Origin of the sequence: Sphingomonas sp. SORGH_AS_0789 (assembly GCF_031453055.1) — a bacterium.
In the GTDB taxonomy this organism is placed as follows: Bacteria; Pseudomonadota; Alphaproteobacteria; order Sphingomonadales; family Sphingomonadaceae; genus Sphingomonas.
The window spans coordinates 95,365-109,716 of the sequence record NZ_JAVIYV010000001.1 but is presented as its reverse complement, the minus strand read 5'-3'; the positions used below and the strand labels follow the sequence as shown (position 1 = coordinate 109,716).

The 14,352-nt window shown below is 67.4% G+C and carries 11 protein-coding genes and 1 pseudogene; 3 read left to right on the top strand and 9 right to left on the bottom strand.

What is annotated here, in order from left to right; genetic code table 11:
• Positions 1 to 332 precede the first annotated feature (332 nt).
• Positions 333 to 902, bottom strand: a complete 570-nt coding sequence (locus tag QE360_RS00440; protein ID WP_309698432.1) for a TonB-dependent receptor — start codon at positions 900 to 902, stop codon at positions 333 to 335.
• Positions 903 to 1,292: 390 nt separating this feature from the next.
• Positions 1,293 to 2,177 carry a LysR family transcriptional regulator gene (locus QE360_RS00435; protein WP_309698430.1) on the bottom strand — a complete coding sequence of 295 codons (885 nt, stop codon included), beginning with the start codon at positions 2,175 to 2,177 and terminating at the stop codon, positions 1,293 to 1,295.
• A gap of 183 nt (positions 2,178 to 2,360) precedes the next feature.
• On the opposite strand from QE360_RS00435, the gene QE360_RS00430 reads away from it, so the two are divergent.
• The 3 genes from QE360_RS00430 to QE360_RS00420 all read left to right on the top strand — a co-directional run bounded on the left by QE360_RS00430 (position 2,361) and on the right by QE360_RS00420 (position 4,942).
• A complete protein-coding gene (locus QE360_RS00430) occupies positions 2,361 to 3,413 on the top strand; it encodes a catalase family peroxidase (RefSeq protein WP_309698427.1) in 1,053 nt (350 codons plus the stop codon).
• Positions 3,410 to 3,940, top strand: a complete 531-nt coding sequence (locus QE360_RS00425; RefSeq protein ID WP_309698424.1) for a cytochrome b — start codon at positions 3,410 to 3,412, stop codon at positions 3,938 to 3,940. The genes QE360_RS00430 and QE360_RS00425 overlap by 4 nt, the downstream gene beginning before the upstream one ends.
• Before the next feature lie 114 nt (positions 3,941 to 4,054).
• Positions 4,055 to 4,942, top strand: a complete 888-nt coding sequence (locus QE360_RS00420) for an NmrA family NAD(P)-binding protein (RefSeq protein ID WP_309698423.1) — start codon at positions 4,055 to 4,057, stop codon at positions 4,940 to 4,942.
• Positions 4,943 to 4,982: 40 nt separating this feature from the next.
• On the opposite strand, the gene QE360_RS00415 is transcribed toward QE360_RS00420, so the two are convergent.
• The 7 genes and pseudogenes from QE360_RS00415 to QE360_RS00385 form a co-directional block, all read right to left on the bottom strand.
• Positions 4,983 to 5,225: a hypothetical protein gene (locus QE360_RS00415; protein WP_307104152.1), complete on the bottom strand. Its 243-nt coding sequence runs from the start codon at positions 5,223 to 5,225 to the stop codon at positions 4,983 to 4,985.
• Between the two features lie 96 nt (positions 5,226 to 5,321).
• A complete protein-coding gene (gene cobA / locus QE360_RS00410) occupies positions 5,322 to 6,104 on the bottom strand; it encodes a uroporphyrinogen-III C-methyltransferase (RefSeq protein WP_405052657.1) in 783 nt (260 codons plus the stop codon).
• A pseudogene (locus tag QE360_RS00405) lies at positions 6,097 to 8,700 on the bottom strand (molybdopterin-dependent oxidoreductase). Before QE360_RS00405 ends, cobA begins: the two are co-directional and overlap by 8 nt.
• A 136-nt stretch (positions 8,701 to 8,836) precedes the next feature.
• A complete protein-coding gene (gene nirD / locus QE360_RS00400; protein ID WP_309698418.1) occupies positions 8,837 to 9,175 on the bottom strand; it encodes a nitrite reductase small subunit NirD in 339 nt (112 codons plus the stop codon).
• On the bottom strand, positions 9,172 to 11,688 hold the full coding sequence (gene nirB / locus QE360_RS00395) for a nitrite reductase large subunit NirB (protein WP_309698416.1): 2,517 nt from the start codon (positions 11,686 to 11,688) through the stop codon (positions 9,172 to 9,174). Before nirB ends, nirD begins: the two co-directional genes overlap by 4 nt.
• Entirely contained in the window at positions 11,688 to 12,902 is a 1,215-nt protein-coding gene (locus tag QE360_RS00390) for an alginate export family protein (protein WP_405052542.1), read from the bottom strand. Before QE360_RS00390 ends, nirB begins: the two co-directional genes overlap by 1 nt.
• The gene (locus tag QE360_RS00385) at positions 12,902 to 14,149 is read right to left on the bottom strand and encodes a nitrate/nitrite transporter (protein WP_309698414.1); all 1,248 of its coding nucleotides are present in this window, start codon (positions 14,147 to 14,149) and stop codon (positions 12,902 to 12,904) included. Before QE360_RS00385 ends, QE360_RS00390 begins: the two co-directional genes overlap by 1 nt.
• Positions 14,150 to 14,352 lie beyond the last annotated feature (203 nt).

Sequence of the window (14,352 nt, the reverse complement as noted above, 5' to 3'; positions counted from 1 at the left end):
GCGGTGCGGAGCCGACATGCGCGAGGATGTGGCCGGGCGAGAATGTCTGACGCCCGTTCGGATAACCGGGCAGGGGCGCTATGGGCACGGGCATAGGGTTGTAGGGCCACGACATGGATATTATACTATGTAATGAGATAACATTACTATACGAGATGTGATCGTCAACGTAAATAGGCTGGCGTTGATCCTGGCTGGCGGAACTGGCGCGCCGCAGCCCGGCGGGCACCGCCAAGCCGCCCGATCGAAACCTGGCCCGACGGATACGCCAGCGCCAGCCTTCGTCCGTGGTCGGCGGGGGACCGCAATGGCCCCCCCGCCGATGCCGGTCGTCAGAACCGGAAATTCGCGCCGAAGCGGAACGTCCGCCCGACTGCGCCGATTTGCGTATAGGTCGGATTATAGTTGGTCGCGGCATAGTTGCCCGCGTTCAACGGCGCCTTCTCGTCGGTCAGGTTGATGACGTTCATGTAGAAGGTGAACTTGTCGTTGACCCGCACGCTGCCGACCAGGTCGACGTCGATGAAGCGGTGGACATGGCAGTTGAAGTTGGGATCGGAACCGCCATAGGTGCTGCCGCCGTTGCAATCCATCGTCCCGAACTGGTCGAACCCGACCGCCTTGTAGCCCGACACGTAATAGGTGGTCGCGGTCAGCGAATAGGGGCCGTAGTCGACGCTGTTCTGCCAGTTGCCGCGCCATTGCGGCGTGCCCGCACCCGACGAGGTCACATAGGGCGACTGGGTGCCGACAAAGTCGGTATAGGGCTGGTCCGCGCTCGGCTTGAGCTGCCGATCAGCACGGCGGGCGCGGCGGTTCCCCGCAACAGGGCTGCGCGGATGACGGATACGCTGGTCATGTCTCGATACTCCACCCTTTTCCGTGACCTGTGGCCGCGGCAATATTTCGTAGGTGGGCCTAGTATTGGTGGCGCATTCCGGCTGTAAATGACGCCAATATTTCATGATCCAAAAGTCGCGCGGATGTTGCGCCGCTGACACGGAATGTGAAATCTGCGTTATGTTGCGAATATCATTATGGGTTGAGCATATGTAGGTGGAAATACGACGCGTCCCTCTTGTGGCGCGTCTATGCTGCGGAGGCTGAGAGCGTCATCATGGCGATCGGTTCATAAAACTATTAGATTGGCGATGCTGGCAAGGTCGGGTTTTTCGTCCGCATGCCAGGAGGCCCGGAACGGCCCTTCACGCGATGATCCACGGACGTGGAAGCGGGCAGGCGTCGCGCTGACCCGATTGGCGTCAGCGGGCGAACTCTTTCCCACCGCCGTCTCACTTCGGGCTCTTCAAATGGTCGATAAGCGACCGGAGGGCGGCGGACACGTGCCGGTGCCCCGAATAATAAAGGAACAATTCGCTGAACTGCGCGCGATAGTCGGGCAGGCATCGGATCAGCCGTCCGCTGTCCAGATGGGCCCGCGCCCCCTCTTCGAAGACGAAGGCGAGGCCGGCGCCTTGCAGGGCGGCTTCGATCATGAGCGATTGATCGTTGAGGATCAGCGATCCCGTGACGTTCGTCTTGCTGATCTGGCCATTCCGTTCGAACATCCAGGGTGTCAACACGCCGCTCGGCAGCCGGTACAGGATGCAGCGGTGGTGCGCGAGGTCGTCCGGGCTCATCGGCATGTCTCGCCCGGCCAGATAGGCGGGCGAGGCGAGGACCGCGAAGTGGAACGCCTGGTTCAGTCGCACCGCGATCATGTCCTGCTGCATGGCGATGCCGAACCGGATACCGGCGTCGTAACCCTCGGCGACGATGTCGACCATCTGGTCGTTCGCATCGATCTCCACCGACAAGTTCGGATAGGTCGTGGCCAGCGCGGTGACCGCCCCGATGATGCTGGCGCTGACCGAACGGGGCACTGTGATACGAAGCGATCCGTGCGGCTGGTCGCGAAAATCGTCGATCGCATCGACGGCGTGGTCGAGGTCGCCCAATGCCTGCTTCGCACGGGAATGCAGGACGCGACCGGCCTCGGTGAGCGAAACGCTGCGCGTGGTCCTGTTAAGCAGCCGAACCCCCAGCCGTTCCTCCAGCGTGCGGACCGCGTGGCTGAGCGTGGACCGGGTGACCCCGCGATCCAGCGCGGCCCGCTGGAAGCTGAGCCTGTCGGCGACGGCCACGAACGCAGCGATTTCCTGAAGATGTCGGCCCATTGTTCGATCTCATTCACCAGCCCATTCGGGATTGTCCATCTAATCGTCTCGAGTTTTTACGGCTAGAGATCGCATGTCAGAGGCAAGCAAGCGTTGGTCGGGCGATCGGCCCGGCTTTGCCTGTGCCATCCGGATCGGCTGTTCGACCGGGATCAGGAGTCGTCTATGGCTGGCAGGAGATCGTTGAGACGCGCTTGGCTTCCGCTGGTCGGCATCGCGACGATCGCCGGATCGCTGGGCGCGGCATTTGCCTGGAGCGCGGGACTGGTCGGCGACCGGGTAACCACCTCGACCTTCCTGGCCGATACGCCGACATCCTTTCCGGCGGGCTATCGCCGCGCGCATGGCAAGGGCATCTGCTTCGACGGGGTCTTCCGCGCGAGCGGGGCAGCCGCGTCGATCTCGACATCGCGCGTGTTTTCCCAGGCGCAGACACCGGCGATCGGTCGTTTCTCGATCGGGACCGCCGATCCCTATGCGCCGGACAATTCGACGCGCACCGTCAGCATGGCCATGCTGATCGCCGCCGATGACGGCGAGCAATGGCGCATGAAAATGAACAATGAACCGCTCTTCGCGACGCATGATGCGGAAGGCTTTCTTGCCCGCATCGCGGCCTTTGCGCCCGATCCGGCGACCGGACAGCCCGATCCGGCGAAGGTCGCCGCGTTCTACCGGGTCTATCCCGAAGCGCGCCGCGTCATCGAAGCGAAGGCCAAGGCGCCATGGCCCAGCAGCTTCGCCGGCGTGCGTTATTATGCGATCCATGCCTATCTGTTCGTCGGCCCGGATGGCCGCCGCCAGCCGGTGCGATGGTGGTGGCGCCCGCATGCCGATTTCACCGGCTGGAGCGTCGAGGAGCGCGCCAAGGCCAATCGCGATCACCTGTTCAAGGATATTGCCGAGCGTTTGACGCACGGCCCGCTGCGCTGGGACCTCGTGCTGCAACTGGCCGAGCCGGGTGATCCCGTCGACGATCCGTCGCAGCCATGGCCCGCGACACGCAGGCAGATCGTCGGCGGCACGCTGGAGGTCACGCGCGTGGTCGATCAGGCCAAGGGGGCATGCCGGGACGTCAATTTCGATCCAACCCTGGTGCCGAAGGGCATGGCGCTGACGAACGATCCGGTGCTGGCCGCGCGCGGCGGGATCTACGCGCATTCCTATAACGCGCGCCTGCGTGAGATCGGCTATGGCCGGGCCACCGATGCGGTCGGCAGGAAGGACGGCCGATGACGGACAGGGGGCATTTCAATCGGCTGGCGCGGGTGCTGCATTGGGCGATGGCGGCGGCGATCTTCGCCATGCTGTTCATCGGTGTCAGCATGACGACGTCGCTGACCTGGCGTCCGGCGCTGCTCGACCTTCACCAGCCGCTCGGGCTCGCCATCCTGCTGCTGGTCGTCGTCCGGCTGGCCAACCGGTTGCGTCACGGCGCACCGGCGCTACCGGCGGAGACACCCCGCTGGCAGGCGCTGGCGGCGCTGGGCAGCCACTGGATTCTGTACGGCCTGATGGTCCTGATCCCGCTCATCGGCTGGGGAATGCGGTCGGCCGGGGGCTGGCCCATCAGGATGATCAAGGGATGGAATGTGCCGCCGATCGCCCCAGTCGACCCGACGCTCTATGCCCTGTTGCGCGATGCCCATGGCATTCTGGCCTGGCTGCTGTTCGCCGTGGTGATCGGACATCTTTCGGCGGCTCTGTTGCACGGCTGGGTTTACCGCGACGGGGTGTTCTCGTCGATGGTGCGATCCCGTTAGGCGATCGGCCTGACGCCGTCGCGCGCGCATCCACCGCCTTCCTCAAACACCCTCCGGCCACCGCGCCGAACACCGACACAGTCGGAGAAAGAGAAGCGACCAATGGCAATTCTGTTGACGGGAAGCACCGGCCATACGGGTATGTACGTCGCTCGCATGCTCGCGTCGCAAGCTGTTCCGGTACGGGCTTTGACGCGCTCGCCCGACAAGGCCCGCTTTCCGGCCGGTGTGACGCCGGTACGGGGCGATCTGTCCGATATCGAGGTCATGCGGAGCGCGCTCGAGGGGATCGAGACGCTTTTGCTGGTGGCGCCCAATGTTCCGGACGAACTGAACCAGACGCTTACCGCGCTCGCTCTGGCCCGGGACGCGGGCGTGCGCGGGATCGTCTATCTCTCGGTCTTCGAATGCGATCGTCATGCCGACGTTCCGCATTTCGCCTGCAAGGTCGCAGCGGAACGGATGATCGAGCGATGCGATCTGCCCGCGACGATCCTGCGCTCCGCCTATTTCATGCAGAACGACCTGGAGCAGAAGGCACCGCTGCTGGATCATGGGGTCTATGGCATGCCGCTGGGCCATGTCGGCATTGCGGCCGTCGATACCCGCGACCTTGCCGAGATCGCGGCCAGGCAACTCCTGCGGCGCCACGCGGCTCTGACGCCGCTGCCCAGGGACGGCTATAATATCGTCGGTCCGGACGATCTGACGCCAGAGACGATCACGCGGATTTGGAGCGAAGCCCTCGGCCGCACCGTAACTTACGCCGGTGACGATCTGGATGTGTTCCAGGAACGACTCAAGCCGTTCGTGCCAGCGGGATTTGCCTATGATCTGGCGCTGATGCTTCGCGCCTTCCAGCGGCATGGCGCCCGCGCCAGCGCGGAAGACCTTTCGACCATGACGACATTGCTGGGCCGCCCGCCGAGGCGCTATGCGGCGTTCGCTGCGGAAACCGCAGAGGCGTGGAAAAGCGCACCGGCTCAGGATCGAGCCGATTGAACAGGACGGTCGCCGATGCCCGGGATATGGCTTTCCTCCGTCACCAGCGGGCGCTGACCATCATGTCGTCGAACAGATGCGCGCCCAGCATCGCCAGGGCGCTCCCCGCGCTGGCGCTCAGGAAGCCGGCGGTGGCCAGTTCGGCTGGCAGGAGATGCGCCGCCATCGCGGTGGAGGGGAGGGCGCAAAGCGTCCGGATCGCCAGATAGGCGAGCCCGCAGAGAATGGCTCCGAGAGCACGCAGGCCCAGATCGGCGCGTCGGGAGCGATGCCATTTTGCCATGCCACAATCCTTGTTGCGGCTGTCCACCTATCGGGCGCGGCATAGCATTTCGAGCGCGGTTTCGCCCTTTCGCATAGTGCGCGCATAGGGTTGGGGCTATGCCTCCACCGCAGCGCGGCAGGGAAGCGCGAGGCCGCCGTCCGCCACCCGCCCGGCCCCCACCGCCTCGCCGATCAGCAGCAGCGCGGGGTCCCTTTCGCCGATCGTGCGGGTCAGGAAGCCGAGCGCGTCGAGGCGGCCGGTGATCAGTCGCTCCGAGGGGAGCGAGACATTGACCGCGATCATCACCGGCGTCTCCGGCGCCATGCCCGCCGCCATCAACTGTCGGGCGATCTCCGGCGCGGCGGCGCGGCCCATATAGACCGCCAGCGTCGCATCGGGCGCGGCCAGCGCCTGCCAGTCGAGCGAAAGCGGCTCGCCCTCGCGCAGATGCGCGGTCACCAGGGTCAGGCGGCGCGACAGGCCGCGCAGCGTCAGCGAGATCATGCCCGATGCCGCCGCCGCGCTGGCCGCGGTGATGCCGGGGCAGATCCGAACCGGGATACCGGCGGCGCGGCACGCGTCGATCTCTTCGGTCGAGCGGCCGAAGATCGACGGATCGCCGCCCTTCAACCGGACCACGCGCCGCCCTGCGCGCGCCGCCGCGACGATCAGGCTGTCGATCGTCCCCTGGTCCTTGGAATGACGGCCCGAGCGTTTGCCGACGCTCGCCCGTTCGGCGGTGTCGGGGACGAGCGCCAGGATATCGGGTCCGACCAGCGCGTCGTAGAAGACGATGTCGGCGGCGGCGATCAGGCGTTCGGCCTTGCGGGTCAGCAGGTCGGGATCACCGGGACCCGCACCGACCAGCCAGACCGAACCGGCGGGAAAATCATCCATGCGCATGGGCGGGCTCCTGGGTTTCGGTGAGCAGGCGGGCAAGGGCGGGGCGGCACGATCCGCAATTGGTGCCCGCGCCCAGCGCCGCGCCGATCGCGGCGACATCGGCCAGTTGCTGGTCGCGGATCGCGGCGACGATGGTCCGCACGCCGATATCGAAACAGGCGCAGACGATCGCACCGCGATCGACCGGCGCACCGGGCGCGCGACCCGCAAGGACGGTGGGGGCGACCGTGTCGGCGCTCAACTGCGCGATCAGCCAGTCGCGCGTCGGCAGTTCGCCGCGCTCGGTCAGGAACAGGGCGGCGGCGAGCCGATCCCCGGCGATCACCGCGACCCGGCGCGATCCCCGCGCGGGATCGGTGGCCTCGATCCGCTGCCCCTTGGGAAGCATCGTCTCCAGCGCCACCGGGTCACCATCGCCCGCCACTTCCCACAACCATCCGCCGGGAATGGCGACCCGTGTCGCCCAGAGGCAATCCGGCGTCGCGCTTGCCTCACCCGACAGGATGACGAAGCCGCGCCAGCGGGTTGCGACGGCGGCGATGCTGGCGGGGGTGCGCTTGAAGCCTGGCTGGCCCGAATAGGGGTCGGTCAGCGGGCGGGGAAGCAGTCCGGTGCGGCCGCCGGTCGCGGTCTGGTCAGTCCAGTGGATCGGGACGAACAGCTCGCCCGGCCGTTGCCCGGCGCTGACCGAGACGCGGTAGAGGCTCGTTCCCTGTGGTGTGCCGACCCGCGCCAGCCCGCCATCGGTCAGGTCCAGCCGCGCGGCATCGTCGGGATGGACCTCGACCAGCGGTTCCTCGCGGTGGCGCGCCAGCTTGGGGGCCAGGCCGGTGCGGGTCATCGTGTGCCAGTGATCGCGGTAGCGACCGGTGTTGAGCGTCATCGGCCAGTCGCGCAGCGGCTCAGGGAGCGTCTTCTGCGCGACGGGCACCAGCCGGGCGCGGCCGTCCGGCGTGGGGAAACGGCCATCGGCAAAGGGCACGCCGCCCCAGCGGAACGGCTGCATCGCGTCGTAATCGGCATTGCCGCCGCTCGACCGGCCGGGCAGCGCGAACAGGCGTGAACCGTCGTTTTCATAATGGGACAGGCGGCAATGCTCGCGCCAGATCTCGGCCGGGCGGTCATAGGCGAAGGCGGTCTTCCACCCCATGCGGCGGCCGACTTCCTTGACGATCCACCAGTCGGGCCGGGCCTCGCCGGGCAGGGGAAACAGCGCCCGCTGGCGGCTGATCGTGCGGTCGCTATTGGTGACGGTGCCATCCTTCTCGCCCCAGGCGGCAGCGGGCAGGCGGACATGCGCGTTCACCGAGCTGTCGGTCTCGGCGATCACGTCGCTGACCACCACGAAGGGGCAGGCGGCCAGCGCCTCGCGCACCGACCCGGCATCGGGCATCGACACGGCGGGGTTGGTCGCCATGATCCATAGCGCCTTGATACGGCCCTGGCCCAGTTCGCGGAAGAGATCGACCGCCTTCAGGCCCGGCTTGGGCGCGATGGCGGGGGAGGCCCAGAAACGCTGCACGCGGGCGCGGTTCTCGGGCGCGAAGTCCATATGCGCGGCCAGCGTCGAGGCGAGCCCGCCGACTTCCCGACCGCCCATCGCATTGGGCTAGCCGGTGATCGAGAAGGGGGCCGCGCCGGGCTTGCCGATCCGTCCCGTCGCGAGGTGCAGGTTGAGGATCGCGTTCACCTGATCGGTGCCCGTGACCGACTGGTTGATGCCCTGGCTGAACATCGTCACCGTGCGCGGCGTGGCGGCGAACAGCTCGTAGAAGCGGCGCAGGTCGGCGGGCGCGACGTCGCAGGTCCTGGCGACCGACCACAGGTCGCTGCCCGCTTCCAAAGCCGCCCAGAAATCCTCCGGCACCGTGACCGAGGCGGCGAGGAAGTCCGCGTCCACCACGCCCGCCGCGCGTGCCCAGGCGAGGGCGCCGTTCATCAGCGCCACGTCGCTGCCCGGCCGGATGGCGAGGTGCAGCTCGGCCTGCTCCGCCGTCTCGGTGCGGCGCGGGTCGATGACGACGAGCTTCGCGCCCGCATCGCACCGGGCGCGGATGCGCTGATAGACGATTGGGTGGCACCAGGCGGTGTTGCTGCCGACCAGTATGATCAGGTCGGCGGCGTCGAGATCGTCATAGCTGGCGGGTACGATATCCTCGCCGAATGCGCGATTATGGCCCGCCACCGCGCTCGACATGCACAGCCGCGAATTGGTGTCGATATTGGCCGAGCCGATGAACCCCTTCATCAGCTTGTTGGCGACGTAATAATCCTCGGTCAGCAACTGGCCCGAGACGTAGAAGGCGACGCTGTCGGGGCCATGCTGGGCGATGGTGTCGCGAAAGCGTTTCGCGACGAGGTCCAGCGCCTTGTCCCAGCTTGCGCGGCGCTTGCCGATCATGGGGTGGAGCAGGCGACCCTCCAGGCCGACCGTCTCGCCTAGATGGGTGCCCTTGGAGCAGAGCTTGCCCTGATTGGCGGGATGGTCGGGATCGCCCTCGATCCGCACCTGCCGGTCGCCGGTCACGGTCGCGCGGATGCCGCAGCCGACGCCGCAATAGGCGCAGGTGGTCTTGATGGGGCTCACCAACTCCTCCCCTGCAAGGGGAGGGGGACCGCGCCCGACAGGGCGTGGTGGAGGGGTGTCGCGCCATCGAGAGGGCGACACCCCTCCGTCAGCGCTATGCGCTGCCACCTCCCCTTAGAGGGGAGGAATTGCGATCGCATCACGCCGCCGCCTTCAGGGTGGAGGCGCGGCAGATCAGCACGCGGCCGCCGCTGATCTTCACCGGCACGGTCGGTGTGCAGCCCTTGTCCTCGCCCAGCGCCTCGCCGGTCGTCAGGCTGATCCGCCAATTGTGCAGCGGGCACGCCACCGCGCCGCCATGGACGATGCCCTGGCTCAGCCGCCCATGCTTGTGCGGACAGCGGTCGAGCAGCGCGAAGACGCTGTCGTCTCCGGTGCGGAAGACGGCGATGTCGTCGCCGCCCTCGACCTGCACCGTGCGGCTGCCGCGCAGGGGGATTTCCTCGACCCAGCCGATATCCAGCCACTCGCCCATCATGCCATTTCTCCCATCATTTCCCTGGCGGGCTGAAAGCGCGCCATCGGTGCATGGATCTCGCGTTCGGCCCCGGCGACCCGCGCCGCCCAGGGATCGTCCTGCGAGAAGCTCTGCGAGAAGAAGAAGCGGCGGGCGAGTTCGGCCCGCGCCTCCTCGTCGGGCAGCAGGCGCGACTGGATATAGGCCAGCCCGACCCGCTCGATCCACGGCGCGGTGCGCTCCAGATAGCGCGCCTCCTCGCGATAGAGCTGGATGAAGGCGGCGCACATCTCCATCGCCTCCGCCTCGGTCGCCACCTTGCAGAGCAGGTCGGTGGCGCGGACCTTGATCCCGCCATTGCCGCCGACGTGCAGCTCATAGCCGCTGTCGACGCAGACCACGCCGAAATCCTTGATCGTCGCCTCGGCACAGTTGCGCGGACAGCCCGACACCGCGATCTTGAACTTGTGCGGCATCCACGAGCCCCAGGTCGCCCGCTCCAGCTTGACGCCGAGGCCGGTCGAATCCTGCGTGCCGAAGCGGCACCATTCGGAACCAACGCACGTCTTCACGGTGCGCAGCGACTTGCCATAGGCATGGCCGGAAACCATGCCCGCCGCGTTCAGATCGGCCCAGACGGCGGGCAGATCCTCCTTCTTGATGCCGAAGATGTCGAGCCGCTGGCCGCCCGTCACCTTGACCATCGGCGCGTTGAACTTCTCGACCACATCGGCGATCGCGCGCAGCTCCTTGGGGCTGGTGATGCCGCCCCACATGCGCGGCACGACCGAATAGGTGCCGTCCTTCTGGATGTTGGCGTGCATCCGCTCGTTGACGAAGCGGCTCTGCTGGTCGTCGACATATTCGCCGGGCAGCGCGCACAGCAGATAGTAATTGAGCGCGGGGCGGCACGACGAACAGCCATCGGGGGTCGACCAGTGCAGCTTCTGCATCACCTCGGGGATCGAGCGCATATTCTGCGCGACGATCTCGCGGCGGACGTCGTCGTGACCGAAGCTGGTGCATTTGCACATCGTCTTCGGTCCCGCCTCGACCTCGCCGCCCAGGCGGATCGCCAACAGGCTCTCGACGATGCCGGTGCACGAGCCGCAGCTCGCCGACGCCTTGCAGCCCGAGCGGACGGCATCCAGGCTGTGCGCGCCGCCGTCGATGCAGGCGAAGACCTTGCCCTTGGTCACGCCGTTGCAGCCGCAGATTTCCGCATCGTCGGAAAGCGCCGCAACGGCCGCCTTAGGGTCCGCGGAGGCGCCCCCCTGGGCAAAGGCCTGTCCGAAGATCAGCGCGTCGCGAATGTCGCCGACGCTCTCGCCCTTCTTGAGCAGGTCGAAATACCAGTTGCCGTCGGCGGTGTCGCCATACAGCACCGCGCCGACGATCCGGTCGTCCTTGACGACGACGCGCTTGTAGATGCCCCGGCTCGCGTCGCGCAGCACGATGTCCTCCGCCCCGTCGCCGCCGCCGAAATCGCCCGCCGAAAAGACGTCGAGCCCGGCGACCTTCAGCTTGGTCGCGGTGGCGGTGGGGCGATAGCCGCTGGGGCTGCCGGTCAGCGCATCGGCCAGGCTGCGGCACATGTCCCAGAGTGGCGCGACCAGGCCGTAAACCTGCCCGTCATGCTCGACACACTCGCCGACCGCCAGGATGCGCGGATCGGAAGTGACCATATGGTCGTCCACCTTGATCCCGCGCCCGACCTCAAGACCCGCCGCGCGGGCGAGCGCGACCGAGGGGCGGATGCCGACCGCCATGACCACGAGGTCAGCGGGGATCTCGCGCCCGTCCTTCAGGCGGATCGCCTCGACCTTGCCGTCGCCGACGATCTCGGCGGTGTCGGCGCCGGTCAGCACGGTCTGGCCGCGCGCCTCCAGCGCCTGTTTCAGCAGCCAGCCCGCTGCCTCGTCCAACTGCCGCTCCATCAGCGTCGGCATCAAATGGAGGACGGTGACCGTCATGCCCCGAAGCGACAGGCCGTGCGCGGCCTCCAGCCCCAGCAGGCCGCCGCCGATCACCACCGCGCTGCCCCCGCGCTCGGCGGCCGCCAGCATATGCTCGACATCCTTCATGTCGCGGAAGCTGATGACTCCGGGCAGGTCGTGGCCGGGGACCGGGATGATGAACGGGTCGGAGCCGGTCGCGATCAGCACCCGGTCATAGTCCAGCACCATGCCGCTCTTGGCGGTGACAGTCCGGGCCTCGCGGTCGATCGCGGTCACGGGATCGCCGCTGACCAGGGTGATGCCGTTGCCGGCATACCAGTCGAGCCCGTTGATGACGATCTCGTCGAACGTCTTCTCGCCCGCCAGCACCGGCGACAGCATGATCCGGTTGTAATTCACCAGCGGCTCGGCGCCGAAGATGGTGATGCGGTAGCGGCTGGGATCGCGCGCCAGCAATTCCTCGACCGCACGGCATCCGGCCATGCCGTTACCAATGACGATCAAATGTTCTCGGGCTTCGCCCGCTGGCAGGTGCTCGCGGGTATCGGTCGCCGCGACGACGGGGGTGTGTTCCATCAGATGGTCCAGTCCAGTTGGAGCCAGAATTTCTTGGTGTCCGTGCCGAAGCGATCCGCCTGATAATCGGCGTAGCGCAGCGAGGCGGTGGTGCGGCCGACCTTGCCTTGCGCCAGCAGGTCGATCTCATTGCCGTAATGGCGGACCAGACGGTCGCTCTCGAACCGGTGCCAGACGGCGGACAGGCTGACCGCCTTGACCGCGCCGACCTGCTTCCAGCCCCAGCCGGTGCTGGCATAGAGATCGCGAATGCCGTCGGGTGGAGTGGTGGTGAATTTGTCGGCCCAGCCCTGGAACTTGAAGATCGAGGACAGCGGCGTCTGGAAGCTGGTCAGCGCCTGACCCTTGTCCGCACCCAGCACCTCATAGCCGCCGCCCAGACGCGGGCCGTTCAGGTCCAGCGCGAGATCGGCCAGCCAGTAATCGGCCGCATAGCGGTTGGGATTGCGGTGATAGTCCGACTGGCGCGCCCAGCTCGCCTGATAGGACAGCTTGGCCTTGCCGATCGGCCGCATGCCCGAAAGGCGCGTGCCATAGGTCTGGCTGGACAGGCGAAAGCCCTGCACCGCCGCCTCGTCCTCGTCGATCAGATAGGCAAAGCCGGTCAGCGTACCGATCGGCGAGGCCCAGCCCAGATTGGCGAGGACGGTGTTGCCGCCGACCGAGCGGGGCCGCACGCCCGTGCCGTCGATGCCCCAGACGGTGCGGACGCCCCAGACATAGCTGACATCCGCCTTCACGCCCTTCACCGGCACGATCTCGGCGCGCACCGCGTCGAAGGTCTGGCCGTTGTTGCGGATCGCGGCCTGGCCGACGAAACGCTCGTCATCCAGCATGATGCGCTGCCGCCCGACGGTCAGGGTCAGGGGCGAGGACTTGTACTGCACCTGGGCGCGGTACAGGCCGATGCTCTGCGGATCGCCGATCAGCGGGCGGCTGGCATCGGGGTGCACGCCGTCGAAATAATCGGGCACGATCGCCAGATTGCCCTGCGCCTCCGCCAGGGCCGACCAGCGGCCCGAGGTGGCGGCCACCCCGGTACGGATGCGGGCGGTGACCGCATCCGAGGTTTGGGGCAGGCCGTCCTGGTCCACCTGCTCCCAGCGCAGCCGGGCATCGACGAGCGGCTTCAGCGTCACCGTCTGCGCGGCGGCCGGGGCCGCGACCAGGGCGGAGGCCGACAGGAGGAAGAGGGCGGGGCTGCGCATCGTCATCAGATCCGCACGCCTTCGGCCGCGCCCCAGGTCCGGCGCCACCGGCCCTTGACCGTCAGCAGCCCGGCCAGCGCGACCAGCGCCAGCGCGGCGAAGATCAGGAAGCCGCCGGAAAAGCTTCCGGTCCACTGCTTGGCGAGACCCAGTGAGGAGGCGAGGTAGAAGCCGCCAATGCCGCCCGCCATGCCGACCAGCCCGGTCATCACGCCGATCTCGGCCGAGAAACGCTGCGGCACGAGCTGGAAGACCGAGCCGTTGCCGACGCCCAGCGCCAGCATCGACAGCACGAACAGCGCCAGCGAGGCGGCGAACCCGTCGACCATCGCCACGCCCGTCAGCGTCACGGCGGCGGCGGCGAACACCGCCATCAGCGCCTTCACGCCGCCGATCGCATCGGCCAGCGCCCCGCCCATCGGCCGCACCAGCGAGCCCGCAAAGACGCAGGCGGCGGTGGCATAGCCTGCCTGCACCGGGGTCAGGCCGAAGCGATCGGTGAAATAGATGGGCAGGCTGGCGGCGAGCCCGACGAACCCGCCGAAGGTGACGGCATAGAAGCCCATCAGCCACCAGGCATCGGCTTGGCGAAGTGGCGCCAGATATTCGACGAACCGGCGCGGCGGCGGCGCGCCAGGCGCGTCCTTGGCCATCACCATATAGACCAGGAAGACGATGCCCAGCGGAATGCAGGCCAGACCCAGCACCGCGTTCCAGCCGAACAGCTTGGCGAGCGCCGGGGCGAACAGCGCGGCGAGCACCGTGCCCGAATTGCCCATGCCCGCCAGGCCCATGGCCTTGCCCTGATGCTCGGGCGGATACCAGCGGCTGGCGAGCGGCAGGGCGATCGCGAAGCTCGCGCCCGCAAAGCCCAAGATGACGCCCAGCGCCAGCGTGCCGCCGAAGCTGCTGACGCCCAGCGCCCAGGCGGAGAACAGCCCGGCGATCACGATGATCTGGCTGATCGCGCCTGCGCGCTTCGGCCCGATCCGGTCGACCAGCAGGCCGTTGACGACGCGCAGGATCGCGCCCGCCAGCGTCGGCACCGCGACCATCACGCCCTTTTGCGCCGGGGTGAGGGCGAGGGTGGCCGAAATCTGCGGCGCGAGCGGCCCGAGCAGCACCCAGACCATGAAGGCCAGATCGAAATACAGAAAGGCCGCGATCAGGGTCGGCGTATGTCCGCTCGACCAGAAGCCGCCGTCATCGGCTGCCTTTCCTGTCTTGCTGTCGTCCCAGAATGCCGTCGCCATCGTGCTTTCTCCCCCTGATCCGGGCCCAAACGGAAAAAGCCGCCAGGACGTGGACCCGTGGGTCACATCCTGGCGGCTTCGTTGCCTCCAAGCGGAACGCGCGCTTCAGCCCGCTTCCGCCAGCGTGCTACCCCGTCGTTGGAGCGGCATTCGCTGCTATCTCGTGCCCGACGCCATTGCCGGGCGAATGGAAAATTGCCTGA